This is a genomic window from Ephemeroptericola cinctiostellae (genome assembly GCF_003339525.1).
Lineage (GTDB): Bacteria > Pseudomonadota > Gammaproteobacteria > Burkholderiales > Burkholderiaceae > Hydromonas > Hydromonas cinctiostellae.
In genome coordinates, this window is record NZ_CP031124.1 from 1,386,234 (window position 1) to 1,411,998 (window position 25,765).

23 protein-coding genes are annotated in these 25,765 nt (G+C 47.9%); 5 read left to right on the plus strand and 18 right to left on the minus strand.

Annotation, left to right across the window (positions count from 1 at the left end):
• Positions 1-44: 44 nt before the first annotated feature.
• From DTO96_RS06320 to DTO96_RS06365, 10 genes are all read right to left on the minus strand, one after another.
• Complete coding sequence (locus DTO96_RS06320; RefSeq protein ID WP_114562721.1) at positions 45-233, minus strand: YgaP family membrane protein; 189 nt, start codon at positions 231-233, stop codon at positions 45-47.
• 151 nt (positions 234-384) lie between these two features.
• Positions 385-1,956 carry a GMC oxidoreductase gene (locus tag DTO96_RS06325; protein WP_225972439.1) on the minus strand — a complete coding sequence of 524 codons (1,572 nt, stop codon included), beginning with the start codon at positions 1,954-1,956 and terminating at the stop codon, positions 385-387.
• Positions 1,940-3,892, minus strand: a complete 1,953-nt coding sequence (locus DTO96_RS06330) for a metallophosphoesterase (protein WP_114562723.1) — start codon at positions 3,890-3,892, stop codon at positions 1,940-1,942. Before DTO96_RS06330 ends, DTO96_RS06325 begins: the two co-directional genes overlap by 17 nt.
• Before the next feature lie 33 nt (positions 3,893-3,925).
• The gene (locus DTO96_RS06335; RefSeq protein ID WP_114562724.1) at positions 3,926-5,485 is read right to left on the minus strand and encodes a patatin-like phospholipase family protein; all 1,560 of its coding nucleotides are present in this window, start codon (positions 5,483-5,485) and stop codon (positions 3,926-3,928) included.
• A complete protein-coding gene (locus DTO96_RS06340) occupies positions 5,482-5,865 on the minus strand; it encodes a patatin (protein WP_114562725.1) in 384 nt (127 codons plus the stop codon). Before DTO96_RS06340 ends, DTO96_RS06335 begins: the two co-directional genes overlap by 4 nt.
• Positions 5,855-6,343 (minus strand): anthrone oxygenase family protein, encoded by a 489-nt coding sequence (locus tag DTO96_RS06345; RefSeq protein WP_114562726.1) that lies wholly within the window; start codon positions 6,341-6,343, stop codon positions 5,855-5,857. The genes DTO96_RS06340 and DTO96_RS06345 overlap by 11 nt, the downstream gene beginning before the upstream one ends.
• Positions 6,344-6,458: 115 nt before the next feature.
• On the minus strand, positions 6,459-7,316 hold the full coding sequence (locus tag DTO96_RS06350; protein WP_114562727.1) for an acetoacetate decarboxylase family protein: 858 nt from the start codon (positions 7,314-7,316) through the stop codon (positions 6,459-6,461).
• 18 nt (positions 7,317-7,334) lie between these two features.
• The gene (locus DTO96_RS06355) at positions 7,335-8,366 is read right to left on the minus strand and encodes a lipase family protein (RefSeq protein WP_114562728.1); all 1,032 of its coding nucleotides are present in this window, start codon (positions 8,364-8,366) and stop codon (positions 7,335-7,337) included.
• A gap of 381 nt (positions 8,367-8,747) precedes the next feature.
• Positions 8,748-9,674 carry an SPFH domain-containing protein gene (locus DTO96_RS06360; protein WP_114562729.1) on the minus strand — a complete coding sequence of 309 codons (927 nt, stop codon included), beginning with the start codon at positions 9,672-9,674 and terminating at the stop codon, positions 8,748-8,750.
• Between the two features lie 106 nt (positions 9,675-9,780).
• On the minus strand, positions 9,781-10,197 hold the full coding sequence (locus tag DTO96_RS06365) for an NfeD family protein (RefSeq protein ID WP_157964348.1): 417 nt from the start codon (positions 10,195-10,197) through the stop codon (positions 9,781-9,783).
• 161 nt (positions 10,198-10,358) lie between these two features.
• Between DTO96_RS06365 and DTO96_RS06370 the strand changes: the two genes are divergently transcribed.
• Complete coding sequence (locus tag DTO96_RS06370; RefSeq protein WP_114562731.1) at positions 10,359-12,557, plus strand: RelA/SpoT family protein; 2,199 nt, start codon at positions 10,359-10,361, stop codon at positions 12,555-12,557.
• A gap of 24 nt (positions 12,558-12,581) precedes the next feature.
• On the opposite strand, the gene DTO96_RS06375 is transcribed toward DTO96_RS06370, so the two are convergent.
• From DTO96_RS06375 to DTO96_RS06385, 3 genes are all read right to left on the minus strand, one after another.
• Positions 12,582-13,082 (minus strand): hypothetical protein, encoded by a 501-nt coding sequence (locus DTO96_RS06375; RefSeq protein ID WP_114562732.1) that lies wholly within the window; start codon positions 13,080-13,082, stop codon positions 12,582-12,584.
• Between the two features lie 7 nt (positions 13,083-13,089).
• Complete coding sequence (locus DTO96_RS06380) at positions 13,090-13,881, minus strand: sulfite exporter TauE/SafE family protein (protein ID WP_114562733.1); 792 nt, start codon at positions 13,879-13,881, stop codon at positions 13,090-13,092.
• An 87-nt stretch (positions 13,882-13,968) separates the two neighbouring features.
• Positions 13,969-14,412 (minus strand): winged helix-turn-helix transcriptional regulator, encoded by a 444-nt coding sequence (locus tag DTO96_RS06385; RefSeq protein WP_225972587.1) that lies wholly within the window; start codon positions 14,410-14,412, stop codon positions 13,969-13,971.
• A gap of 132 nt (positions 14,413-14,544) precedes the next feature.
• On the opposite strand from DTO96_RS06385, the gene DTO96_RS06390 reads away from it, so the two are divergent.
• From DTO96_RS06390 to bioB, 3 genes are all read left to right on the plus strand, one after another.
• The gene (locus DTO96_RS06390) at positions 14,545-15,312 is read left to right on the plus strand and encodes an SDR family oxidoreductase (protein ID WP_114562735.1); all 768 of its coding nucleotides are present in this window, start codon (positions 14,545-14,547) and stop codon (positions 15,310-15,312) included.
• Positions 15,313-15,359: 47 nt separating this feature from the next.
• Positions 15,360-16,361, plus strand: coding sequence for an NADP-dependent oxidoreductase (locus tag DTO96_RS06395; protein ID WP_114562736.1), 1,002 nt, complete (start codon positions 15,360-15,362; stop codon positions 16,359-16,361).
• Positions 16,362-16,625: 264 nt separating this feature from the next.
• On the plus strand, positions 16,626-17,600 hold the full coding sequence (gene bioB / locus DTO96_RS06400) for a biotin synthase BioB (protein ID WP_114562737.1): 975 nt from the start codon (positions 16,626-16,628) through the stop codon (positions 17,598-17,600).
• 79 nt (positions 17,601-17,679) lie between these two features.
• On the opposite strand, the gene acnA is transcribed toward bioB, so the two are convergent.
• Positions 17,680-21,456: an aconitate hydratase AcnA gene (gene acnA / locus DTO96_RS06405; RefSeq protein ID WP_114562738.1), complete on the minus strand. Its 3,777-nt coding sequence runs from the start codon at positions 21,454-21,456 to the stop codon at positions 17,680-17,682.
• A gap of 204 nt (positions 21,457-21,660) precedes the next feature.
• The gene (locus tag DTO96_RS06410) at positions 21,661-22,347 is read right to left on the minus strand and encodes an IS1595 family transposase (protein ID WP_114562080.1); all 687 of its coding nucleotides are present in this window, start codon (positions 22,345-22,347) and stop codon (positions 21,661-21,663) included.
• Positions 22,348-22,577: 230 nt separating this feature from the next.
• Between DTO96_RS06410 and DTO96_RS06415 the strand changes: the two genes are divergently transcribed.
• Positions 22,578-23,063 (plus strand): lytic transglycosylase domain-containing protein, encoded by a 486-nt coding sequence (locus tag DTO96_RS06415; RefSeq protein WP_114562739.1) that lies wholly within the window; start codon positions 22,578-22,580, stop codon positions 23,061-23,063.
• Positions 23,064-23,095: 32 nt separating this feature from the next.
• Here the strand turns inward: DTO96_RS06415 and nadC are convergent, their stop codons facing one another.
• From nadC to DTO96_RS12775, 3 genes are all read right to left on the minus strand, one after another.
• A complete protein-coding gene (nadC, locus tag DTO96_RS06420; RefSeq protein WP_114562740.1) occupies positions 23,096-23,968 on the minus strand; it encodes a carboxylating nicotinate-nucleotide diphosphorylase in 873 nt (290 codons plus the stop codon).
• An 85-nt stretch (positions 23,969-24,053) separates the two neighbouring features.
• The gene (locus tag DTO96_RS06425) at positions 24,054-25,328 is read right to left on the minus strand and encodes a glutamate-5-semialdehyde dehydrogenase (RefSeq protein WP_192878958.1); all 1,275 of its coding nucleotides are present in this window, start codon (positions 25,326-25,328) and stop codon (positions 24,054-24,056) included.
• Positions 25,329-25,349: 21 nt separating this feature from the next.
• On the minus strand, positions 25,350-25,595 hold the full coding sequence (locus tag DTO96_RS12775; protein ID WP_192878959.1) for an HP1242/YdcH family protein: 246 nt from the start codon (positions 25,593-25,595) through the stop codon (positions 25,350-25,352).
• Between the last annotated feature and the right edge of the window lie 170 nt (positions 25,596-25,765).

The following is a 25,765-nucleotide window of genomic DNA, read 5'->3' on the forward strand; positions in this document are numbered from 1 at the left end:
CATCCTATTGCACGGAAAATAAGGGGGATATTGCATGGGTTGTTTCATCGCTTGCAAGTGTTCACGCCCAATAATGTGTACAGTGCACAGCTGCTCATCAACCCTGTGAGTAAAGGCAGCACGCCAATCCAACCCCACGTACCGATGTTGCCCGTTAAGGTCAAACCAATTAAAGCCACGCCGATGATGATGCGCAAAGTGCGGTCGAGTGAACCTATATTTTTCTTAAACATGGTGTTTCTCCTTGAGGTGTGGATGAAAATAGAACTTGCATGGGTAGGGCTTTGGTACATGATGTGGTGTCATTTTACTGGCCTAAACACATGATAAATTATAATCTATGTTTTAACAATATACTTTTTTATATTTTAATTTAATGTCCCATCAGGTGATGTGATCTGCAATGCGTTCGGCCAAAGCTGCAATCGTACGAGAGGGGTTGAGCCCCAAAGATTTGGGCACGATGGATCCATCGGCCACATACAAATTGGGGTAGCCGAACACTTCACCCAAATGATTGACAACCCCATTGCTTGGGGTGGTGCCCATGATGCAGCCACCCAAAGGATGCGGTGTGACCAAATTTTTAAGCAGCGTCCAACTCATGGGTACATCTGCGGTGCCTTCGGTCAATTCGGACAGTTTGACATGCATGTCAATCATGGCTTGCACTGTGGCTTCGCTTGCGTCAATAGTCCAATTCAACTTGAGTTCTTTTGACCATGGTGGCCACATGCTGTGTCCCAAATAGAGTTGGCCATCTGCGGCATCTTTGGATTGACCAAACCATGGCATGACGTTCTCAAGCGGGTTATCGATGGAAAAAACTTGACGCACCCAGTGCAACAGCACATTGGATGAGGTGAGTTTAAATGCAGGCATGGCATTGGCGAAATGGTGCAGCAGGTTGGGAAAACCACCATCTTCAACAAAAAACCCCTCTCCTCCAGCGCTGCCGTCTAAAAAATCAATGGCACATGTGATGGTGGGGCCTTGGCTGGGGTTGATGGCGCGTTGTTCATAGACGGCAGGGGTTAAAAAATCCCCATTTGAACTCCATTTTCGCCCGAGATAATCGCTGATGTTGGGTAAGGTGCCATACTCATCGCGCGCACGCAACAATAACTCTGTTGAACCGAGTGAACCTGCGGCGATGATCACGCGTTCGGCGGTTTCTGAACCTTCCAACAATTCACCTTGTTCGATGCGTTTGAAATGCACCGTGTAACCATCTGTATCGTGTGAAACCGTGTGCACGATGTGCAATGGCCGAATGTCGGCGCCAAGATTTTCTGCATGGGCAAGATAGTTCAGGTCCAGTGTATTTTTGGCTTGAACTTCACAGCCAATGTCGCAGTTGCCACAGTGCACACACGTGCCTTGCATGCGGCCAAATACATTCATGTGTTTGACACTGTGCTGTGCATCGAAGGGCATTTCACGGTCATAGCTGAAGCCCTGGTCAAAAGTCACTGCCAGAGGTAAAGGGCGAAAACGATCGGCATATCCGCCCCGCTCAGCGGCTTCTTGCATGAGTTTATAACGCTCCGTCAGTTGATTGTTGGGCAACGTGTTGACCGAAAGCATGTATCCCACGCGGTCGTAATATGGTTTTAATTCCTCAAAGGTGATTTCTTTTGGCCAACCTGTATTGAAGACATCGGGTTGTGCTTCAACTGAAATGTTCGCGTAAATCAAAGAGCCGCCACCCACGCCAGCCCCTTGTGCAACCACCATGTCATCCATCACACGCAAATCAATCCAACCGTTGTGTTTCTCTGGGTCGTTGTTGTCCCAAAACCATGGGTCGTTCATGTCACGTGGATACGTTTCAGGTGTCCATCGTCGCCCACGTTCAAGAATCAAAACTTTCATGCCTTTTTCTGCCAACCGACACGCGGTGACGGCTCCACCAAAGCCGCTGCCGATCACAATGGCATCATAGGTGTTCATCATCGTCTCCTTCTTCGTTTTTGCTCGTTTGACTTTCAGGTGAGTTTTGGATGCGAATGACCTCAATCAATGCGGCCTTAATCTCAATGCCATCAGGAACGAACCACGGCGTTTCATTTTTTTCTTCGACTTCAAGTAACCATTCTTTGATGAATGGCCAGCGTTTGCGTTTTTCAAGCACGGTGACATGAGGGCTGATCGCCCAGCGCGTGCAGGCTTTATCCACCTTGATGGCGTATAAACTGAGGTGATCGGCTGTGATGTGGATGCGTAAGAAGTTTTTAAAATTGGGGTTGTGTAAAGCTGAAAACACTTCATCGGCATGCATGCGCGCCACAATATTGGACACGATGAGATACAAACCAAACAACAGCCCACCTGCAAAAAATCCAAAGAGCAACGATTGCACAGTGAACAGCCCAATTTGCCACAGGGAGTGCAGCCATTTCTGCACAGGAACACCTTCGCTGCTTAAATTTAAATTTGGATATACCCAACCAATGTTAATTTTGGCAATGATCCAGAGCAATATCACGGCCAATAAGATGTGGCAGCAGCCATGAAGAGCACCCCATAACATTTGTTTGGGCAATGATGCGTTGTGTGTGCCTGTTGCAAATAGAATCAGGCCGACAATGGGCAATGCAGTCAGGCCGAGCGTTGTCGGCTGATGTGCCAAAATGGACCAAAACTTAAATAATATGTTGCTGAAATTGGAGGGGACGAATTCAAGGGTTGCCCAGTTTTCCATTAAAGTTTGTGTGCAGCCTGAAACATTGAAGCTGCATGTTTTGGTTGTGAACTCACTTGAACTTTGCCAAATCCAAGCGTAAAACGAATACAGGGTAGCCAAAAAAACAGCAAAGGCAGGGTTGTGCCAGCTGAACAACAGGTTATGCCAACGCAGCTGTCGTGAGACCGATTTGGGTGGATTGACTTGGATCAAGTCCAATTGCACTGCGTGTGCTGCACCATCAATCAACAGCTCGTTGGGTAGTTCGTGTGTGCCTAACAAAAATGCACCGCCGCCGCCTGCTGTGATTTTATGGGTTGCATTGGAAAGGCTGTGAAAATGAGCATAATGGTGTAAATCACCCGATAACATGAAGGTCACGTGTGCGCCTTGGTTGGTGATCAGCTTTTCAAGGTACTGTATGCCCAAATAAGCCTCATGTCGCTCTTTGCTGTTGAGTCTGACATCACCTGCTTCTATCCATGTGGGTTTAGGACTGCATAGAATCACGCGATCGGTGTCGGTCAGTTTTTTTGCAAAATATTTGAAATACTCGGCTTGTGCAATGTCGACATCCGATTCAAGCTGAATATCAACCCCCCACAGCCACCAGCCGTGTGGCAGCTCTACAGCAAAATAGCTGCGGTTTTGCATGGTTTTTCGACCACCAATCCAACGACCTTGACAAAATAAACGCAAAAAACCTGTTAAACCATCGTACCAGTCATGGTTGCCTGGGATGGCCAGTATTTCGGGGGCTTGCCTGTTTGAGTACGGTAGGGCGGCTTGATAAGGACCGACCATGCGCTCAGAGTAAGCTGTCCGTGAGGCCACGGGATACACTTGGTCACCCCCCATGACCAAAAGCTGTCCACGCTTTAATGGCAGCTCACAGTTTTCAACGGTCAACTCTGTTTGAGCCAAAAGCCATGCCAAGCTGTAAGTGGCATGCCAACCATCGCCTGTGTCTGCAACGTAATCCACCCACAACTCATCCGCTGAACGATAATCCAAATAAATGTCGTCTTCCAACATATCGTTTGCACCAAGTGCCGCTTGTACCTCACGGCGATCAGCGTAAGCACCAAACAGCCCACCTAAAACGGCTCGCAAGCCTGTATCAATCAATTGAAATGGGTTCATCCAATTCACCGTTGGGTGTTGAACGACGTGCACCTTGATTTTTTTATTCTCCTCTTGCATCATCGTTCTCCCATCAGCACGCAATCAAAAACTTTTTTATTGGGTATCGAGTTTATTGGTGTGGCGCTTTATGTAAGTGTCGATCAACTCACGTGTAAAAAAGCCAAAAAACTGTCCAATTGTTTTGAATTTTTCACCCCATGAAGGGGCATTACGGGCATGCAGGGTCAACAGCAATCGCCCCAATTCGGCAACACCCAGATGAAGAGTCCCCGCGCCCACGATGTGTCCCGTTGCATCAAGACCTTCGTGCAAATGGCAGTACAGCGTCGTGGTAGCCCCCCATGTTTGGAACACATTGCCGTCGCGCACATGCTTTTTACCTGCGAGAAAATAAGTGTGTCCACTCATTTCAAAACCCAGTTCATAAACCATGTACTTTAACCCCCCTGTGCCACTGGGTGAAAATAAGCGGAACTGCCCATGCGTTGACGGTATGCTCAGGCCAAACGGTGTGAAATCAATGTGCCCATTGATGAGCCCTGTGTGCGTTGGATCATTGATGAACGCATCGATGTCGGGGATGTGAATTGCTGCGTGCATGGTCAATTCAGTGTGATGGGATTTCCCTTGCTGTACGCCTGTTTCAGGGGTGTCAACCCCCATGCTGAAAAACCCTTTCATGGTCTCTCTGAACATGATGCCTCGCCCTGTAGGCCCAAGCACTTGCGTGGCTTCGGGGGTTAATGGCACACCACGACTGGACTTGCTTTGTAAATAGCGTTTCGCATCGGCGTAACCAAGATCAATCAAAGTCGCGGCATCGATGCGATTGAGGTAAAAGTCTGGATCCAGTGGCAATGGGTTCAACGGTTTAATCACATGCAAAATAATGGGTTGAGTTTGACCATAAGGTGAATCACCTGCGGCAATGCGCTGATTCAATTCATTGACCCATTCCAACTCTTCATTTAGTTTACCCGCCGCACTGACTTCAATCATGTGCACGTATTGATCAAAAGGACCATCTTGATACTGATTGGAATTGCCAATGCACCAGACCAACCACAGCTCATTGGCACCCCGTTTAACCGCTTCAGTTAAATTGGCATCTTTAATCCAAACGGAATCAAAGTAGGTCATGCCATTGATTTGAACCGATGGCATGAAGATCGGTAATGAGATGCCTGCAACCAAATAATCCAAAGTGATGGCGGGGTGCTCAATCGCTTCATTGATTTTGCGCGTGAAATTGCACACATTGAATGTGCCAACAACCCCTTGTGCTTGGCGAATTTTATCGACATCTATGCCCAAATGCGGGAACACTTTTTGCACGATGCCATCCGCATCACCCATGGCACGTATGCGCATGCCTTTGAAATAATGTTTAATCGGCATCAACGAGACAAAATCACGTGGGTTCAAACTGCGCCAACGTTCACACATCTGTTGAGGTGTGAGGCCAGACAACAACATGGCTAAATTGATCGTCCCCCCCGATGTGCCATCGGCGTGTGAAAAAAACACATCCGCTTCATGCAAAGCCTGTAAAACACCCGCTTGCCAAGCCACCCGCATGCCACCGCCTGCGAGAATCAAAGCCTTGTGGTTGCTGCTGTCTTGTGCCGCCAACGCAACAGGGGTGGGGGTCATGGCGATTCCTTCCAATAACGTATTTTGCTCATGTAATACCAGTACAGCAGTGCAGAGCACAAATCAAATGCGGCAATCAGCAAGGCCAACCAAGAGAACAAATCGTTTTGAACACCAATGTACACGGCAATGGCAGCACCGAATTTTTGCAAACCCGCCCAAAAAACGACTGTATGTGAGTGAATGCACACACCATGCACCATCAAGCCGCCAAAAAACAGCATGAACATGCCAATGATGGCAAATAGGTGACTTGAAGTCGGGTTGATGGTGCCGCCCACCATACTCAGTACAAAAGAGGGGGCGAGCATTTGAATCAAACCGCTAATGAAGGTCAATGCTGCAATCGCGAAAACGATGCGTCTGAGGTCAATGTTCATGATGTGTGTCCCAAGAATAGGCTTTTGAGCCAAAGTAATACATCATCAACAACCACGCCAATGTCATGAAAATGAACCGAATGTCATTGAGAGACATCCATTCTCTGAGCAAACGTGACACTTCGTTGTTGTCGGCAATGTGTGTTGCCAGAATGCGATTGATTGGAATGATGTACATTTGCCCCACAACTGTTGAAACCACCAAACACAGCATGGCGGCCACGGACAGCCAACGCATGGATGTGCGCCACTCAGATCGAATCATGATGAGGTGACACATGAACATCAGGGGCACCACAATGGTGAAAAAATGAGTGGCTGCGGTTGTCGGCGGGATGAAGTGGTCGTAGTAGTTGCTGGCTGTGTACACCTCCCATGTCGGGTACCAAAAAAATCGCAATGCCCACAGCACACCGGCATACAACGTACAACCAAAGAAAACATAGGCGTTGTTGATGACCATCCAAATGGATTTCATGATGGGCTCCTTTATTTTTAAATGTGTGATTTGAAAAAATCTGTTTTGAATCGATGGGTTGTGTTTTTCGAGCGATTTAAAAATGACGATTAATAGATGAAACGGTGGAGATGATTTATGACCGGTGCGGTGGCTCCAACCAGTCTTGTTTTTGTTCAAGGTCGATCACGCTTTCAAAGCCTTGCATGGCTGTACTGGGTGGGGCATCTGCTGACAAAAACCAACATTCAAAATGGTCGTCGAGCACGCCTGCCGTTTCAGGGAAAAAACCTGCGAATAAAGCATCTTCACTGATGTCTAAATTTTTAAGAGCGGCCAATCGCGGGTGATCACCGATGACAAGGCGCGCCGCATTTTTCCCCATTTTGAAACCCATTTTTCCTTTGAAGTAAATATACGATGCCATCAACATGCCGCGAAAACCACAGTAATTGACCGCTCCCGTGTTCACAGGCAACCATGCCTTTTTGGGGGTGGCGACATCAATGCGCATCGCCAGTTGTCCATCTAAATCATATTGACTGCTGACCCAATCATCACCGATTAAAAAGTCCAGATTCGCTTGGTGTTTGGGCATGCCCCAAATGCCTTTACCGCCTTTGACTGAAATCTCAGTGCTGACGGGCAGGTCAAAGACATATTGTCCTGTGCCGAATGTTTTCATGAGTATCGCGGGCAGCAGGCGCGGTGCAGGATTGGCACCATGCGTGCAAGCAATGGCAATGCTGTATTCGATGTATTTGCCAATGTTGGTTTCTCGGTAATCAATCACCGTGATCACCAATAAACCCCGATGCCACAAGCGAAATGGATGCAGCTCATTACCTGGCAAGAGGGCGGCGGCTTTATCGGCGTCAATGCTGAAAGCCGCCATGAGTGCAGGCGAGCGCAATGAGCTGACGGGCAATTGGAAAGCGATGCCATCCACCAATGCATGTCGGCCTGCTTGGTGTTTCAGTCGGTTGGGGCGCATGATGTTCTCCTAATGAGGTCAATGTGTTGGGCGATTCAGTTCATCTAAAATGATTGGAAAGACATCCACCGCAGCACGTTGGCCAATGAACACATCCAAATGCCCATAGCCCGCCAACAGATGAAAACTGTGAAAATTACGGCGTTGCTCATTGAAAAATAGGTAAGTGCGCATCTGGCTTTCGGGCAAAAAGCAGACATTTTTATCGCCTGTTATAAACACCATGCGTGCTTGTGTTTTGGCTGGCTGTGCTGCAATGTGCTTGGGTAAAGTGTTTAAATGACTCACACCCATCAATTGTCCTGCTCGGACGCTTCGACTCATTTGTTTAAAAAAGGAAATGGGCACACTGGCAAATTCGTGGCGTATCCACTCATGTGTGGCTTCATTCAAGTTTTCATGCCGCCACAACACAGGAAAACCTGTGCCATAGGTGAAACTCGTGAACTTACACACATCGTTGTCACATTCATGATGGGTCAAACGCACCAAACCAACCAAAGCTTTTTGTACATAAGTATTTGATTGGATTGCCCATTGCGGATTGAGGTCTGGTGTCAAGCAACCCAGCAGAGGTGTGCAACAGATGATTTTAAATTTAGAAACATTCGGGATGATGGGATGCAATGACACCGCATTGCTGACAATCACATCCACTTGTGGCAGCAAGCCCGCCGCAGCACTGAGCATGAAGCTGGTTGAGCCTTGGCAATGAATCACGGCTTTGATGGTGGATGCGCCCGTGACATCAATGATTTTCCTCACAGCCGCAGGGTGATCGTAGACTGCGGCCTGATCAAGCGTCCACTGCGATGGGGGGAGATCAATGCTGGCACGCCAGTTTTCCAACCACACATCGTAACCCGCTTCTGCCAAATAACGCACAAGCGTCATTTCCACTGGGGGTTCAAAAATTTTGGATCGCACACCTGCACCGTGCACCAAAACGACAGGGCCGAGTGGTGAAGCGCCATGTGCAGCACGGACGCGCTCCAGTTTGCATTCAAAACCATCTGAGGCGTAAAAAGGAAAGCATTCTCTCATCAACATCACACACCTCAATTCTGGGCGGTTTTGATTGCGGTGTGAATACCCTACGGAGGTGGGTTAAAAATAGCTCACACAATGAAAAAGCGTTATGCACATATTTGATTTTTTTGGTTTTTTAACCATTTTTTTAACCATGACGTTAGTCATGATCCATGGTGTGCTTTGTGTCTTTAGACTTATATTAGTCTTTTTGCAATCAAAAAACAATGTAAAGATTGTGAATTTTTATTAAAAATAAAGCGTTTTTGTGTTGTTTTCTCCCGTTAATGGTTACAGCCAATGGTTGCAGCCTGAATGTAAAAAAAAGCCAAATGACATTTGGCTTTTTTTACATTCAGGTGAGTGATTCAAGACATGCACATGGCAATCATGTCATTGATGTTATGGTTTATTCGATTTGCTGACGTCAACGATTTTCATGGCGCTGCTGATGAGGGTCGATATGTCGCCCATGTTGGCAGGCACAATCAACGTGTTGTTTTTACTGGCCATGTTTTCAAAAGCTTTTACGTATTGTTCCGCAACTTTTAAATTCATCGCGGTGACGCCGCCATTCGATTGAGTGGCTTCACCGATTTGACGTAGAGCTGATGCGTTGGCTTCAGCAACCGCGAGAATAGCGGCTGCTTCACCTTGGGCTTTGTTGATGGCGGCTTGTTTTTCACCTTCAGAGCGTTGAATGAAAGCCTCTCGTTCGCCTGTCGCAATGTTGATTTGCTCTTGTTTGCGACCTTCAGAGGCTGCAATTAAAGCACGTTTTTCACGTTCAGCGGTGATTTGGGCTTGCATTGAGCGCAGGATTTCAGCTGGTGGCACCAAATCTTTGATTTCATAACGCAGTACTTTCACCCCCCAGTTGGTCGCGGCTTCATCCAATGCGTTGACCACTTGGGTGTTGATGACATCGCGTTCCTCAAATGTTTTGTCCAATTCCAGTTTGCCAATCACACTGCGCAAGCTGGTTTGAGCGAGTTGGGTGATGGCAAAAATGAAGTTGGATGAGCCATAAGAGGCTTTCATTGGGTCGGTGACTTGGAAGTAAATCACACCATCCACTTGCAATTGTGTGTTGTCTTTGGTGATGCACACTTGGCTGGGCACATCCATTGGGATTTCTTTGAGCGAGTGTTTGTAAGCGACGCGGTCCATGAAAGGAATGACAATGTTTAAACCAGGCAGCAATGTGCGGTTGTATTTACCGAAACGTTCCAGCACCCATGCATTTTGTTGTGGCACGACTTTGACGGCTTGAAGGACAAAAATAACGGCGAGTGCAAGTAAAATCAGAGGGAAAGTCAAAAGTTCCATGGTCAAAGCTCCTAATGGGGGTTGTGCGGGATTGTGTGGCGTGTGTCTGCAAGTTGAACAAGTGCTTGGGTGGCTTCAATAAGGTGAATCCGTAAAGTGAATCCTTTTAAAGCGGAGTCACCATCAGCCGCGTGCCTTCAAAGCGCACAATGCGGTATTCACCCGCTTGCGGATGTTCATCGGGTGTTTGTAACACCGCTTGCCACACACTGCCTCGATAATGGGTGTGGCCTATGCCATTGTGCCATTCATTCACGCTGACGATTTCACCCGCATCGAGTATGTCGTCGGCATGGGGGGATGATGTGCTGTTTTTTTGTTTCCGATAACGGTACACCCATGTGACCAAAATGGCAGAGGTGATCAAAAAAACCAAAGCTTGCGAGAGGAAAGAAGTCCCTGTCAATTGAGCGAACCAAGCCGCTGTGGCAGCTATGGCCAACATCAATAAATAAAATGTGCCTGATGCCAACTCGGTGGCCAGCAAGACGGCGGCAACAATCAGCCATGTGTAACTGGACATTATGATCTCCTTGAGATGAGTGGTTTTAATGCATGTGTGTTCATTATACGCCCGAACAGATTTGTACATATTTATACGGTTTGATTGCATGGTTGTCATGTCGAATGTCCGACTCGATGATATGATGACGTTGTTTACTTTTGATTCAATTTGGTTGATATATGCCCCCACAAGCGCCTGCTGTCTCTGACGCACTCCCCACCCTTGAAGCCACACGCACCGCTGCGCACATCCATTATGCAGATCGTCGCTTGCCTTCGGGTGAGCCCATGTTTGACCATGCCACGGGCATGAGTGATATTTTGACCCGTCTGGACGTGGCCGATGACATGCATGTGTCGGCGTATTTGTTTGGTTGGTTGCATGGCGAACACACCGCACGTGAGCGTGAGGCTCAGCTTGAGTCGTTGGGGCATGCATGGGGCGGAGAGCAATCGCATCGCGTCAGCAATTTGTATGCTTTGATGCACCTCGGTGAGCGTGCCAAAGTCAAGAGCAGCAGTGATAAAAATGCCAATCCTGACATGTTGGCACAAATTGAGCGTGTGCGTAAAATGCTGTTGGCCATGGCGAATGACATCCGTGTGGTGATTTTGCGTTTGGTCTCGCGCTTACAAACCTTGCGCTATTACGCTAAAAATAAGGTGGTTTGTCCTGTTGATGTCGCGCAGGAAACTTTACTGCTGTATTCTCCTCTTGCCAATCGTTTGGGGGTGTGGCAAATCAAATGGGAGCTGGAAGATTTGGCTTTCCGTTTTGCCGAACCTGTGACTTACAGAGAGATTTCCAAATGGTTGGATGAAAAACGCATTGAACGCGAAGATTTTGTCGCCAACTCCATTGCGGCTTTGGATCGTGCGCTTAAGGTGCAAAACATCAGTGCCCAGATTTCAGGTCGTCCCAAACACATTTACAGTATTTTTAACAAAATGCGTGGCAAGCAGTTGCAGTTCGCTGATTTATACGACATCCGCGCCTTTCGCATCATTGTCGATGATGTGAAAGATTGCTATGGCGTGTTGGGCGTGTTGCATCATTTGTGGCAGCCAATTCCGAAAGAATTTGACGATTACATTGCCCGCCCAAAACCCAACGGTTATAAATCGCTGCACACAGTTGTCGTGGGCGACGATGGGCGACCGATTGAAGTACAAATTCGCACCAACGACATGCATCAGTTTGCTGAGTACGGTGTGGCCGCACATTGGCGTTATAAAGAAGGCGGCTTTAAAAATGGTGCTGTTGTCACCACAGAACAATCCGCTTACGATGAGCAAATCGCATGGGTGCGCCAACTCATCAGCTGGCAAACGGATTTGACGCACACCTTGGCTGGGCAGGACAAAGCGTTCAAACTGCAAGACCCGCACATTTACGTGCTCACGCCTGACGCACGCGTGATTGAGTTGCCACGTGATTCCACGCCGATTGATTTTGCATATCACGTGCACACCAATCTTGGGCACTTGTGCCGTGGTGCGAAGGTCAATGGTCAAATGGTACCGCTGACCACCAAACTGCACACGGGGCAAACCGTCAACATCATTGCGGTTAAACAAGGCGGCCCTTCGCGTGATTGGTTGCGTGAAGGATTCACTAACAGCCCGCGGGCAAAGAGTAAAGTGCGTGCATGGTTTAACGCACAGGCCACGGTCGAATACATTGCGCAAGGTCGTGCCGTATTTGAAAAAGAATTGCAACGCTTGAGTAAAACAGCAGTCAAACACGACGACATCGCCCAAAGTTTGGGATTTGCCAAAACGGAAGAGCTGTATTTGGCTTTCGGTCGTGAAGACATGACCGCCCATAATTTAGAGGAGCTGTTCAAAAGCCAAGCGCCCGTTGAGCCCACTAAACCTGCGGCAGATGCCAACTGGGTCAGCGCACAGGCCAATAAAGGTGCCGTTGGCAAAGGCGGCGTACTGGTGGTCGGCTTGGATGATTTGATGACCCAGCTTGCCAAATGTTGTAAACCTGCGCCACCCGATGAGATCACGGGTTTTGTCACGCGTGGCAAAGGCATCTCAATTCACCGCAGTGGTTGTGATAATTTCCTCAATATGCAACACCAGCACCCAGAACGTGTGTTGGCCTGCACGTGGGCGACTCGCGCAGGCACGCGCTATGCCGTGGATGTGTTGGTGCATGCCCAAGAATCAGTTGACTTGATGAAGGACATCACCGACATCCTCGCCCGTGAAAAAATCTTGATCAGCGGTTTACGCACCGTTCGTCAGGGCGGCACTGATTCGCGTTGTCAGCTGAGCTTCAGCTTGGAAGTGGAAAACACCACTCAATTGCAAAAAGCCATGTCAGCGTTGATGCAGGTGACGGGTGTGGCGCAAGTTGAACGAAGTTAGATAGCAAAAATTAAGCAACGTTTTTTACTTTGCGCCATAACGTTTTATATAAAATAAACCGAAGAAATAGCCGCCTATTAAGCTACCAGTTAACATCAAAATGGTTAATTTTGGTAACTGAATCGGATCTAGCAGTAATGGAAAGGAAAGGTGGATTTGATCGTCCTCCCAAACAATTCTTTCTCTATCTAATAGAGCGTTGATGATGTAAAAAATACCTGATTGAAAAAGAGTCAGGGTTGAGGAGGTCAGCGCTGTTAGGCAAGCAAATTTTTGTTTGGATAACGAAGTAAAATGACTGAGAAGAGCACCTGTGATAGCGGCAACAACAAAGCCGTATGGGTAGGCTAATACTATGAAAAAACACGTGGTGAGAATGATTTCCCAATCAACATCCTCGCTTAGGTAGATCGAAATGGACCAAACTAAACCTGCCCAAAAGCCAGCAAAGGCAGGGGCGAGTTTTGTAAATCGAATGCTGTGATTGAAAGTATCTTGAAGTGATATGTTTTTGTTTTTTAACATTTGAGTTTCAATTGAGGTAAATCGTCCAAGCATAGTACAACGACAAGGCCATGCCTGTCAGAATCACGATGCGTTTCATCAACACTGCGGGCAGTCGTTGAGCCATGCGCGTGCCGACGACACCGCCGATCACACCCGCAATAAATGCTGGCAGTGTATACGACCAAGCCACCAGCCCCATGCTGATGAATGTCACCACAGCAATTGTGGAAATGACACTGGCGATTGCGTTTTTGTACGCATTATTACGCTGCATGTCGTGCACGCCAAACAACATCAGCATCGCCATCAACATCACCCCAAGGCCTGCGCTAAAAAACCCACCGTAAATCGCCAAAGCCAGTTGAATCAGAACGCCCCATACATTGGGCTGATCCAAGCTGAAACTGCGTGAGGGCGTGGCTTGATGGGCATTGAAAAAATGATGGATGCGTGCGCCGCTCGCAAATAAAGCGGTGGCAATAAAAATCAAGACTGGAATCAGCACGCGAAATCGGGCATTACCAATCGCCATCAATGCATACGCGCCAATCAGCGCGCCGAAGAGGCCAATGACGCACGCTCTGATTAAGGTTTTTCGCTCTTTCAGCAAAATGTTTCGATAGCCAATGCTCGCCAAAATGTGCCCCGGCCAGACTGCAACGGCGTTTGAAGCGTTCGCCAGCACAGGCGGCAAGCCCGCTGCCAAAAAAATCGGTAAAGTGAAAAATGTACCACCGCCAGCGACGGCATTGCACACACCCGCGATGAATCCAGTGAGGATGAGTAAAAAGAGGGTAAAAAGATCAGGAGGGTTCATGATGTGCCCGTTAAGAGTCAGGCGTGATTATAACGGCTTCTGCTGTTGATTCATGCCCATTTATGGTGACTTAAGTGACGGCTCGGCCTATTGCTCATTTGGTCGCAGTGTTTTTATGGGGCGTGTGCCAATTTTCGCCCCCGTCACCTCATCAATCGCCACAACCTTGATTTCTGTGCCCGTTTCAGCATCAAAAAAACGGGTCAAGTGACCTTCTCCACAGTGTTTTCGTCCCCACTCGCCCAGCATAAATAAGACGGGCAATAGCTCTTGCCCAGCCGCTGTGAGCAGATACTCTTCACGAGGCGGACGCTCTGAATACAGGCGCTTTTCCAATAAACCGTGCTCCGTTAAGGCGGTCAAGCGACGGGTTAATATGGTGGGGGCAATGCCCAAACTTTTCCGAAATTGATCAAAGCGGGTCAAACCTGCATGGGCATCACGCAAAATCAAAAGGCTCCATGCATCACCAATCCGCTCGACCGTGTGGGCGATGGGGCAGGGCTCGTCAATAAAAGTGTTGTTTTTCATCATCATTTCACATCAAAATTAAATAAGTATCGTTTTGATAGTGATTAAATATCAAAACAGTAGTAACATGATCTCAATTCGATAGTAACACCATTTCGATGAATAATCCATTCAAATATTAAAGGACACATCATGCAACTCAAAGGAAAAACCATTCTCATCACGGGTGGTGCTTCAGGCATAGGTTTGGAAGCGGTTAAGCAATTTTTAGCGAACGGCGCACAAGTCATCATCACGGGACGAAATCAGAGCAAGCTCGATGCGGCCAAAAAAATGTACCCTGGCATCACAGCCATTAACAGTGATGTGGCAAAAGCCGAAGATGTGCAAACCTTACTCAAGCAAGTCCAAGCCATGGGTGGCATTGACATACTGTACAACAATGCAGGTGTGGTGAGTCAGCCCAAGAATTTAGGCATAACGAATGCGGCACATGCCGAGGCGGCTGAATATGAAATGGACATCAATTATTTGGGCATCATTCGCATGAATAATGCATTCATGGACATGCTCAAAAGTAAGCCCGAGTCTGCCATCATCAACACCTCATCTATTTTGAGCTACCAGCCTTTTAACCTAAGCCCGACTTATGCAGCTTCCAAAGCAGCGGTGCGCTTCTACACCGAATCGCTGCGCAATCACCTGAAAATCATCGATGGTTCAGTTAAAGTGTTTGAGCTTTTACCACCACTGGTTGCAACAGACATGGCCGAAGGCATGCCCGCCAAAGCCATCAGCCCAGAAACTTTGGTGAATCATTTGATCTCAGGGTTGAAAAAAAACCAGTATGTCATTCGCGTCGGTGACACCAAGGTCATTTATTTTTTAAGTCGTTTTTTTCCAAAAATGGCACATAAAATATTGAACTCAGCACAAACAGATCCAATGCTCCGAGCATAAAAAATAACAGCAATATACTGTCAATCTACATCTCAAAAGGAAAAATAATGAAAGCATTTGTTGTTCATCACTATGGTAAAAAACATGATTTGCAGCTGGTTGATGTACTTGAACCTCAGGTACAAGAGGATGATGTCTTGGTTCAGGTGCATGCGGCAGCCATTAATTTATTGGATGCCAAAATTAAAAATGGGGAATTTAAACTGCTGTTGCCCTATAAAACACCATTCATTCTTGGGCATGATGTGGCGGGTGTCGTGGTGAAAGTGGGTGCCAAGGTCCGTCGATTCAAAATTGGTGATGAAGTGTATGCACGTCCAGCCGATCACCGTGTGGGCACATTTGCTGAGTTTATTTCAATCCATGAAAATGATGTGGCGATGAAACCCAAAAACTTGACGATGGAAGAAGCCGCATCCATTCCGTTGGTGGGTTTAACGGCTTGGCAAGCATTGGTTGAAAAAGCCCAGCTTAAAAAAGGGGAAAAAGTATTCATTCAAGCAGGCTCTGGCGGGGTGGGGACATTTGCCATTCAACTGGCGAAACACATTGGTGCAACTGTAGCGACCACCACCAGCACTGCGAATGCGGCATGGGTTAAAAGCCTCGGTGCCGATGTGGTGGTTGATTACAAAAAAGAAGATTTTGAGGCGGTTCTTAAAGGCTACGATGTGGTGTTGAACAGCCAAGACACACCCACGCTCAAAAAATCATTGCGAGTGCTTAAATCAGGCGGTAAGTTGCTGTCTATTTCAGGACCTCCTGACCCCGCGTTTGGGCAAGACAGTCAGGCGGGGTGGTTTCTAAAAAATGTATTCAGACTGATCAGCGCGCGTGTTCGTCAGCAAGCCAAACAATTAAATGTGAGTTATTCATTTTTATTTATGCGAGCCAACGGCGCACAACTCGAGCAAATCACTCGACTCATTGAAACAGGTGCAATCCGCCCTGTGGTGGATAAGGTGTTTCCATTTGAAGCCATGAATGAAGCGATGGCCTATGTGGAAACAGGACGAGCGAAGGGTAAAGTGGTCATTAAGATGAAATGATTGATGGTCCGTCTGGAGGATTTAAAAGTCCTGCCACGCATGGTTGCTGTATGGCACATGTTCTTTTATTTTTTAGACGCATGATCACAGCGCAAGTGTAGGCTGTTGACCTCATGCCATGCGTTTGGTGTTAAAAGTTGTTAAATTTCATTAAAAGTTTTTATTTTTGATAAATAAGCTACAAATGAAACCATTTAATATTCTTCTTTTTGAGTTCTAACTGCGCTAAGATGTCGCATATTAAAAACACGAGGAATAACCCAAATGGGACACAACGAACACCCTATTCACGAACATGCTCAAACCATGCGCCATGATTGGACGCAAGATGAAATCGCTGCTTTGTATGAGTTGCCATTCATGGATTTAGTGTATCAGGCACAGACCATGCACCGTCAATTTATTGGCACACATACCATTGAAAAAGCGGTTTTATTGAACATCAAAACAGGTGCATGCCCTGAAGACTGTGGCTATTGTTCACAATCGGCACATTACGATACGGGACTGGAGCGCGAAAAACTCATGCCAGTGGACGAAGTATTGATCGCTGCAAAAAATGCCAAAGACGCAGGTGCGCAACGCTTCTGCATGGGGGCGGCATGGCGCAGCCCACCCGCATCGGCGATGCCTGCATTGATTGAAATGATTGAAGGTGTGAACGCATTGGGATTGGAAACCTGCATGACTTTGGGTATGCTCAAGCAAGAACAAGCGGCAACGCTTGCAGAAGCGGGTTTGGATTTCTATAACCACAACATCGACACTTCACCCGAGTATTACGACAAAGTTGTGACCACTCGAACATTCAATGACCGCATCGATACATTGAACCAAGCGCGTTCTGCGGGTTTGAAACTGTGTACGGGTGGCATCCTCGGTATGGGCGAATCGCGGGTGGATCGCATCAGTATGTTGCAAATATTGGCGCACATGTCACCGCATCCAGAATCGGTACCGATTAATCGCCTCGTTCCGATTGAAGGCACACCTTTGGCGGATGTCGATCGCATCGATGATGAAGAGTGGATTCGCACCATTGCTGTGGCGCGCATCATCATGCCTTCAACGACATTGCGCCTCGCGGCGGGTCGCCATGAGTTGGACTGGGCGGCACAAAACCTGTGTTTCATGGCGGGTGCGAATTCGGTGTTTTATGGTGAAAAATTATTGACCACGCCGAATGTGACCGTGGATGAGGATAATCGCAAAGTCTTTCAATTGAAGCAAGTGAGCTGATTGAGCCTGATGTGTTTGCATTTAAAAAATCCCTTGCTTTGGCAAGGGATTTTTTGTTGAGTCGTTGATTTTATGACATTTACATTGTTTTATAAGCAATCCGACGGTTTTTCAAACGGCCTGATTCCGTCGTGTTGTCAGCGACAGGCATGGTGTCGCCGTAGCCTTTTTCTGTCATCATGGCAGCGGGCACACCATTGGCGATGAGGAAGTTACGTACGGCTGCCGCACGTTTGTCTGACAAGCTGAGGTTGCCTGCAGCATTGCCTTTGTTGTCGGCGTGACCGCCGATTTCAAATTTAAAGTCTTGTTTGGCTTTCAAAAATTCCGCAGCTTTTTTCAAAACAGCTTGGTTGTCTGCTGGGATGGCCGTGGAGCCGCTGGCAAAATTAATGATTTGTAAGCTGAGTGCGTCCAATACTTGTTGGCCTGAGGCATCGGCTTTGAGGGCATTCAAAGCATCCATTGCGCTGCCAGTGGCTGTTTTGGCGGCTTCAGCAATGTCCAATGCATTGACTTTCATGGTGTCGCCAAAATAATTTTGCAATTTATCTTTGAGGCTGGCGGCAGTGCCTGACAACGTCATGGTGTCGCCATCAACGCTCATTTCTGCGCCTGGGAGCTTGAACAGGTCAAACATGCCCGTGATTTTGCTTGTCCATGTCGATGGTTTGACATCTGCACTGACTGTGAGGTTGTTGATGTAATTGCCTTCACCGAAGACTTTTTTCAGTTCAGCATCAATGGCCGCTTTGATGTCTTCGCTGGGCACAATGCCTGAGAGCTCAAATTTGCCATTTTTGTTCACACCCATGAGTTGTATGGGTTTGGTGGCAACAGGTTGTTCTGCCGATTTAGCGAGTGCGGCGGAAGCTGCTGGTGCGACGGCTTTAGGGGCTTCGATGGTTTTGTCCCATACGCCACAGCCACGGAACAGAAGGGCAACCAATAGGGCAGCGACACCAGCACCCACCCATTTGCTTAGGCTGCTGGATTCGGGATGGGGTGTTGTGGTTTTGTATTCGGTTGAAGTTTTATTTGAGTCGTTTGTCATTGCTGTTTGTATCACCTTATGTTCGTCATGCTGCCCATGACTTAACGCTGCGCCCGCCGCAGCCACGCCAGCACTTGCTGCCGTGCCGCCTGCGATTTTACCACTGTTATCGAGCAATTGGCGAAGGACAAAAGGTAAAATTCCACCGTGACGGTAGTAATCAACCTCAATGGGGGTGTCAATGCGATTTTGCACTTGAACGTGTGCACTTGTTCCATCTTTTTTATGAATCATCAACGTCATGTCTTGTTGTGGTGTGATGTCATCGTTGACGCCGATGATGTCGAACGTCTCATTGCCTGTGATGTCAAGACTTTCTGCGGATTCGCCATTCTTAAACTGTAGGGGCAAAACACCCATGCCGACCAGGTTGGCGCGGTGGATGCGTTCAAATGATTTGGCAATCACCGCTTTGACACCAAGCAGTTGCGTGCCTTTTGCCGCCCAGTCACGTGATGAGCCTGTGCCGTATTCATCACCCGCAAAAACGATGGATGGGGTGCCGTTGGCGAGGTATTTCATCGCTGCGTCGTAGACGGTGGTGTATTCGCCATTGCACAGGGTGTAGCCACCTTCGATGCGTGAGCCATCGGCATTGGCTGGTAGCATGAGATTTTTCACGCGGACGTTGGCAAATGTGCCGCGCACCATGACATCATGGTTGCCACGCCGTGAGCCGTAGCTGTTAAAGTCCTGTGGCCGCACGCCTTGAGATTCCAACCATTGACCCGCCGGTGTGCTGGCTTTGAACGAGCCTGCGGGTGAAATATGATCGGTGGTGACCGAATCGCCGAGCACGAGCAGGGCTTTCATGCCCGTCAACCCTTTGATGGGGTCTGTGGACATTTTAAAGTGATTGAAAAAAGGCGGTTGAGCGATGTAGGTTGATTTTGGCCATGAATACACTTGTCCTGTGGGTGCTGGTACTTTTTTCCAGAGGTCAAGGTCTTTGGTAAAATCGGTGTAGAGCAATTTAAACACTTCGGGGTCAAATGCAAACTTGAGTACGTCGTTGATTTCATCTGAGGTCGGCCAAATGTCACGCAGATAAACGGGTTGGCCATCGTTGCCAGTGCCCAAGGGTTCGCTGCTCAAATCTGTGTTCATGTGACCGGCAATCGCGAATGCGACCACCAGCGGTGGACTGGCGAGGAAGTTGGCTTTGATGTTTGGGTGAATGCGGGCTTCAAAGTTGCGATTGCCTGACAAGACCGCTGCGGCAATCACATCGTTGCTGAGAATGGCCTCATTGATTTCAGGTGCGAGGTCTCCTGCATTGCCGATACAGGTCGTGCAGCCAAAGGCGACCACATTGAAACCGAGTTGGTCGAGGTAAGCCTGTAAACCTGATTTGTTCAAATATTCAGCGACCACACGTGAGCCTGGGGCCAGTGAGGTTTTGATGTGTGGTGCGACTTTCAAACCTTTTTCCACCGCCTTTTTCGCCAGCAGACCCGCCGCGAGCATGACATTTGGATTGGAAGTGTTGGTGCATGACGTGATTGCTGCCAACACCACGTCGCCGTGACCCAGTGTGCTTTCGCTGCCTTCGATGGCAAAGCGCTCGTTTTCTGCACCTGCTGTTTTGTTGAAACCATTGTCCGCTGTGGATGCGCTGAGTAAATGGTTGAATGTGGTTTGCATGTCGGTCAAAGCGATGCGGTCTTGTGGGCGTTTGGGCCCTGCAAGCGAGGGCACAATGCTGTGCAAATCAAGTTTGAGGTGCGTTGAGTAATCAATTTCACCTGCACGTGGCACACCATATAGGTTTTGTGCTTGGAAGTAGGCCTTAAATGTGGCAATTTCGGTCACATCGCGCCCCGTTTTGCTCATGTAATCAACGGTTTTGTCATCGACAGGGAAAAAGCCCATGGTCGCCCCATATTCGGGAGCCATATTGGCGATGGTGGCGCGATCGGTGACAGACAGACTGGCTGTGCCTTCACCGAAAAACTCGACAAATTTACCCACCACTTTTTCACGGCGCAGCATTTCAGTGATGGTCAGCACCAAATCGGTTGCGGTCACACCGTCAAGTAAACTGTTCGACAATTCAACGCCCACCACATCAGGCGTGAGGAAATACACGGGTTGACCGAGCATTGCCGCCTCAGCCTCAATGCCACCGACGCCCCAACCCACGACACCGACACCGTTGATCATGGTGGTGTGCGAATCAGTGCCCACCAAAGTGTCTGGGTAATACACACCGTTTTTCACATGCACGCCACGAAACAGGTATTCGAGGTTGACCTGATGCACGATGCCGATGCCTGGAGGCACAACTTTGAATGTATCAAATGCCTGCATGCCCCATTTCATGAATTGATAACGTTCATTGTTGCGCTCAAACTCCAACTCCATGTTGTGGCGCAAAGCAGTTGGTGACGCGTATTGATCCACCATCACTGAGTGGTCAACCACCAAGTCCACCGGCACCAGCGGCTCAATGATCTTTGGATTGTGATTCATTTTTTCCGCTTCATTGCGCATCGCTGCGAGATCCGCCAATAAAGGCACACCCGTGAAATCCTGCAACACCACACGCGACACCACAAAAGGAATTTCATCCACACGTGCGGCATTGGGTTGCCAATGGGCGAGTTGCTGAATGTGCTCAGCAGTGATCTTTTTGCCATCGTAATTGCGTAAAACTGATTCGAGAACGATTCGAATTGACACGGGCAATCGGGAAATCTTCGCCATGCCAATGGCTTCGAGAGCAGGCAGGCTGTAAAATTGTGCCGTTGTGCCGTTGCCAGCAGTGAATGTTTTAAGGGTGTGGTGGAGGTTGTGTGGCATGGAAATCCTCTTAATGTGTGGTTGGGGTTTGCAACTGAGCATATAAGGAAAAGCTGTTTCTATTGTACACCTTGCGGATTTGAGGCGGGTTGTGTTGATGAGTGCCTTCATCTCAGCTCATTTCAGTTCAATTTCAATGGCTGTGAAGTGAATGGCTGAAAAAGCATTTGTTTTTGAAAGCCGATTTATTATTTTATTAGGGTCTTAGGAAGCAGAATTCAATAACGGCTCATCTCGCAGCATGTTAAGAAGCACTTTATACAAGTCGCTTTTGCGATGGTTAAACCTAAATTCAGTTTCCTTCAAATGCAGTAAAAATGTGTTTTTCGGAACGCCGTTAAACTGAACCAAACGACGTTTAGCATAGCTCCAGAATGATTCTATCCCATTCACATGATTAGAACCATTTACAAACTCATCGGCACCATGATTCACCCGGAAGTGTTTATCAAACCCGATGTCCACCAAGCCATTATAGCCGCGCCAACCATCGGTATGGATAACGCTGTTAATGTCTGCTTTCCCACGAATAATGGCTTGCAGGCTGGCTTTGGAAGCATCAGGCACAATCTCAGTGTAGATATTGCCATCACGTTTGAGTAAACCAAACACGATGGTTTTACCTGAAGCACCACGTCCGCGTTTACCTCGAACACGATGCGGACCAAAATATGATTCGTCGGCTTCCAACTCTCCTTTGAGTGGTGAGCCTTGGAGACAAACAATCACCAAACGACGACGAATCTTGAGGTAAATGGTGTTGATTGAACGAACGGATATGCCGCTTAACGCAGCACATTCCGTTGCCGTTAAATCAAGGGCAAAATACCGTAAAATTTGGCGAAACTTCGCTTCGCTAATTTTTGAATGTTTGAAGTACTTGTTTTTCATTTGGTCTCAAGAGCTTAGCGCATATTTTAATGCGTTTGCTTCCTAAGACCCTTTATTATATTAGGCACTCTTTTAATTTAGAGTGTAAAGGATGTGCTGAAAACTGATTTTTTGCTTGAAAACGATTGAAATGATACAAAATTAAAAAAAATCACCAGTGGGGAAGTCACATCACATGCGGATGGGTATAATTTCTAAATGAATATAAATGCAAAAAAATTTCTTTGTGTATGTGTATCGTGCTGTCATTTGGTTTGGTTGCATGCGGCTCGACCCCAAAAGGCTCCGATGCGCGTGCGTACGCGCGGGTTAAGGATTGGCGCAGCGTTTTGGATTTGCGCAGTTTAGAACGACAATATGATTTGCCCAAAGGTTTATTGTCTGCAGTGATGCACCAAGAGTCAGGTGGTAAAGCCAATGCGCGCAGCCATGTGGGCGCGGGTGGTTTGTTTCAAATCATGCCCGCGACGGCTCGCTCTTTAAATTTGGACGATGCTTATCGTCCAGAGCCTGCGGCCAAAGCGGCAGCCGTGTATTTGTCACAACTGTACAGCCATTATCACAGTGATTTGAAATTGACCTTGGCGGCCTATAACTGGGGCATCGGCAATGTGGATCGCTACCTTGCCAGTGGTGCGTCTGGTTTTGATGACATGCCTGAAGAAACAAAGGTTTACATCAGTCGAGTGACCAAGCTGAGACGATTCTATGATTAAAAAAAGGCGCATCATGCGCCTTTTTTAGTTCTTTAGATTCTGCTCATGCGCATTGAATAATCAACTGCTCGCACATGTTTGGTCAATGAGCCACTGGATATGCGATCTACGCCCAAATCGGCGTAGCTGCGAACATTGTCCAAGCTGACATTGCCCGATACTTCGAGGTCTGCTTCACCATTATTGAACGTCATGTTGATTGCCACGGCTTCGCGAATCATGTCGTGGCTCATGTTATCGAGCAAAATCAGCTTGGCACCCGCGGCAAGGGATTCAGTCAATTGCACCAAGGTTTCAACCTCAACCATCACGAATGCATCGGCTGCGAATGGATTGTCTGTCGCGGCATCTTTGACCGCTTGTGCCTGTGCGAGGGCTGGGGCTATGCCGCCCGCAGTGGCGATGTGGTTTTCTTTAATCAAAATGCCATCGTACAATGCCAAGCGATGGTTGTGACCCCCGCCAACGGTGACCGCGTATTTTTGTGCCAAACGCAAACCTGGGATGGTTTTTCGCGAATCGACAATCTTGGTCTTTGTGCCTTTGAGCGCATCGGCATATTGCTTGACTGTGCTCGCTGTGCCTGAAAGCAGTTGTAAAAAATTCAACGCCGTGCGTTCAGCCGTGAGCAACTCACGGGCGTTGCCTGTGATGGTGACGATGGTCTGGTTGACTTGCATCACATCGCCTTCGACCGCGTGCCATTCAACCGTCGCGCTGGGTGCGGCTTGTTTGAATGTTTCGGTGAACCACGCCTGACCGCACAATACGGCCATTTCACGGCTGATGACTCGGGCTTGTGCACGGGCATCGGCGGGGACAAGTTGAGCGGTTAAGTCGCCCGCACCCACATCCTCAGCCAAGGCAGTGCGGACATTTTCAGTGATGTTTTGATTTAAATTCATGGCTAAATAAAAGTAGGGCGGGCATTGATGCCCGCCATGTGAATCGAGTTGCTGTGGGTTCTATGTCCCCGAGCATTAAATGAAATCAGGTGCGAATATTGCCATCACCCAACACAATGTATTTCACGCTGGTTAAACCATCCAAACCCACTGGGCCGCGGGCATGCAGTTTATCATTGGAAATGCCAATTTCAGCCCCCAAACCATATTCAAAACCATCTGCAAATCGGGTTGACGCATTGACCATCACCGACGATGAGTCCACTTCACGTAAGAAACGTTGTGCGGTTGAAAAATTTTCGGTGACGATGGCATCGGTGTGCGCTGAGCCATAATGGTTGATGTGCTCAATGGCTTCATCGACATTTGCCACCGTTTTGATCGACAAAATTGGGGCGAGGTATTCGGTTGACCAATCCTCTTCTGTGGCATCGACCAGTTTAGAAAAACCTGCGGCTTCTAATGTCGCTCGAGTGCTTGCATCAACGCGCAACTCCACGCCTTTGTCCTGATAAATTGTGCATAAAGAAGGCAAAATATTGGCTGCAACATCTGCATTAACCAATAACGTTTCCATTGCATTGCACGGTGCATAGCGTTGTGTTTTGGCGTTGTCACACACTTTGATTGCTTTTTCAGCATCTGCCGCCACATCGATGTAAGTGTGGCAAATGCCATCAAGGTGCTTAATCATTGGCACGCGCGCATCGTTCATGAGGCGCTCAATCAACGACTTGCCGCCACGAGGAACGATGACATCAATATACTCGGTCATGGTGATGAGTTCGCCAACCGCTGCGCGATCAGGGGTATTGACCACTTGAACGGCTTCAGCAGGCAAGCCTGCACTGGCTAAACCCGCCTGCACGATGGTGGCGAGTGCTTGATTTGAATTCAAAGCTTCAGAACCACCCCGCAAAATGGTGGCGTTTCCAGATTTGATGCACAACGCTGCGGCATCAATGGTGACGTTGGGACGTGATTCATAAATGATGCCAATCACGCCCAAAGGCACGCGCATTTGACCGACGTTGATGCCCGATGGTAACGGTTTGAAATTCATCATTTGCCCAATGGGATCGGGCAACTCTGCGATTTGCCGTAATCCTGCCACCATAGTGGTGATGGCTTTGTCAGACAGCGTCAAGCGGTCGATGAATGCAGCATCCAAACCTTTGGCTGTGGCATTGGCGATGTCTTTTGCGTTTTCGACTTTGAGTTGATCGGCTTGCGCCTCGATCAACGCCGCCATTTTGAGCAAAGCAGCATTTTTCGTGGTTGTGCTGGCACGTGCCATGGCACGTGAAGCTGCTCGTGCCGTTTTGCCCAAAGTGAGCATGTAGTTTTTTACGTCGGTCATGTTATGGTGCGATGTTTTAGATTAAGCGGCTGTTGCCATACGATAAAGTTCATCTTTGAGGTGAGCGCGTTGTTGTTTCAATGCATGCAATGCGTCGTCACTGATGGCCTTGACACCCATTTCATCTTGGGTGATTTGTTTGTCCAGTGCATCGTGCTCATCCAGTAATTTAACAAAATGAGCGTTGCTTTCTTTTAAAGATTTAACTTTTTCAGCCAATTCTGGAAATTCAATGGTCAAAGCGTGAGAGAGGAGGGTGCTGTGCATAATACTTCCTTTGCGAGTAGGGGTGATAAATTACGTTTTTATTATCTCACACGTTACCTTATTTGTCTGTATTTGCGAGTTGATGTGGGGCGGAAAAAATAAAGGCCTGCTTTCGTCGAGCTTTTTCAATATTGAATTTGAAAAGTTATAAGTTTTTTTAAAGTAATAAA

What these genes read in the sequence shown, in the direction of transcription:
- DTO96_RS06320 (WP_114562721.1), bottom strand. Translation starts at nt 233, where the DNA reads ATGTTTAAGAAAAATATAGGTTCACTCGACCGCACTTTGCGCATCATC.
- DTO96_RS06325 (WP_225972439.1), bottom strand. Translation starts at nt 1,956, where the DNA reads ATGATGAACACCTATGATGCCATTGTGATCGGCAGCGGCTTTGGTGGA.
- DTO96_RS06330 (WP_114562723.1), bottom strand. Translation starts at nt 3,892, where the DNA reads ATGATGCAAGAGGAGAATAAAAAAATCAAGGTGCACGTCGTTCAACAC.
- DTO96_RS06335 (WP_114562724.1), bottom strand. Translation starts at nt 5,485, where the DNA reads ATGACCCCCACCCCTGTTGCGTTGGCGGCACAAGACAGCAGCAACCAC.
- DTO96_RS06340 (WP_114562725.1), bottom strand. Translation starts at nt 5,865, where the DNA reads ATGAACATTGACCTCAGACGCATCGTTTTCGCGATTGCAGCATTGACC.
- DTO96_RS06345 (WP_114562726.1), bottom strand. Translation starts at nt 6,343, where the DNA reads ATGAAATCCATTTGGATGGTCATCAACAACGCCTATGTTTTCTTTGGT.
- DTO96_RS06350 (WP_114562727.1), bottom strand. Translation starts at nt 7,316, where the DNA reads ATGCGCCCCAACCGACTGAAACACCAAGCAGGCCGACATGCATTGGTG.
- DTO96_RS06355 (WP_114562728.1), bottom strand. Translation starts at nt 8,366, where the DNA reads ATGTTGATGAGAGAATGCTTTCCTTTTTACGCCTCAGATGGTTTTGAA.
- DTO96_RS06360 (WP_114562729.1), bottom strand. Translation starts at nt 9,674, where the DNA reads ATGGAACTTTTGACTTTCCCTCTGATTTTACTTGCACTCGCCGTTATT.
- DTO96_RS06365 (WP_157964348.1), bottom strand. Translation starts at nt 10,197, where the DNA reads ATGTCCAGTTACACATGGCTGATTGTTGCCGCCGTCTTGCTGGCCACC.
- DTO96_RS06370 (WP_114562731.1), top strand. Translation starts at nt 10,359, where the DNA reads ATGCCCCCACAAGCGCCTGCTGTCTCTGACGCACTCCCCACCCTTGAA.
- DTO96_RS06375 (WP_114562732.1), bottom strand. Translation starts at nt 13,082, where the DNA reads ATGTTAAAAAACAAAAACATATCACTTCAAGATACTTTCAATCACAGC.
- DTO96_RS06380 (WP_114562733.1), bottom strand. Translation starts at nt 13,881, where the DNA reads ATGAACCCTCCTGATCTTTTTACCCTCTTTTTACTCATCCTCACTGGA.
- DTO96_RS06385 (WP_225972587.1), bottom strand. Translation starts at nt 14,412, where the DNA reads ATGAAAAACAACACTTTTATTGACGAGCCCTGCCCCATCGCCCACACG.
- DTO96_RS06390 (WP_114562735.1), top strand. Translation starts at nt 14,545, where the DNA reads ATGCAACTCAAAGGAAAAACCATTCTCATCACGGGTGGTGCTTCAGGC.
- DTO96_RS06395 (WP_114562736.1), top strand. Translation starts at nt 15,360, where the DNA reads ATGAAAGCATTTGTTGTTCATCACTATGGTAAAAAACATGATTTGCAG.
- bioB (WP_114562737.1), top strand. Translation starts at nt 16,626, where the DNA reads ATGGGACACAACGAACACCCTATTCACGAACATGCTCAAACCATGCGC.
- acnA (WP_114562738.1), bottom strand. Translation starts at nt 21,456, where the DNA reads ATGCCACACAACCTCCACCACACCCTTAAAACATTCACTGCTGGCAAC.
- DTO96_RS06410 (WP_114562080.1), bottom strand. Translation starts at nt 22,347, where the DNA reads ATGAAAAACAAGTACTTCAAACATTCAAAAATTAGCGAAGCGAAGTTT.
- DTO96_RS06415 (WP_114562739.1), top strand. Translation starts at nt 22,578, where the DNA reads ATGTGTATCGTGCTGTCATTTGGTTTGGTTGCATGCGGCTCGACCCCA.
- nadC (WP_114562740.1), bottom strand. Translation starts at nt 23,968, where the DNA reads ATGAATTTAAATCAAAACATCACTGAAAATGTCCGCACTGCCTTGGCT.
- DTO96_RS06425 (WP_192878958.1), bottom strand. Translation starts at nt 25,328, where the DNA reads ATGACCGACGTAAAAAACTACATGCTCACTTTGGGCAAAACGGCACGA.
- DTO96_RS12775 (WP_192878959.1), bottom strand. Translation starts at nt 25,595, where the DNA reads ATGCACAGCACCCTCCTCTCTCACGCTTTGACCATTGAATTTCCAGAA.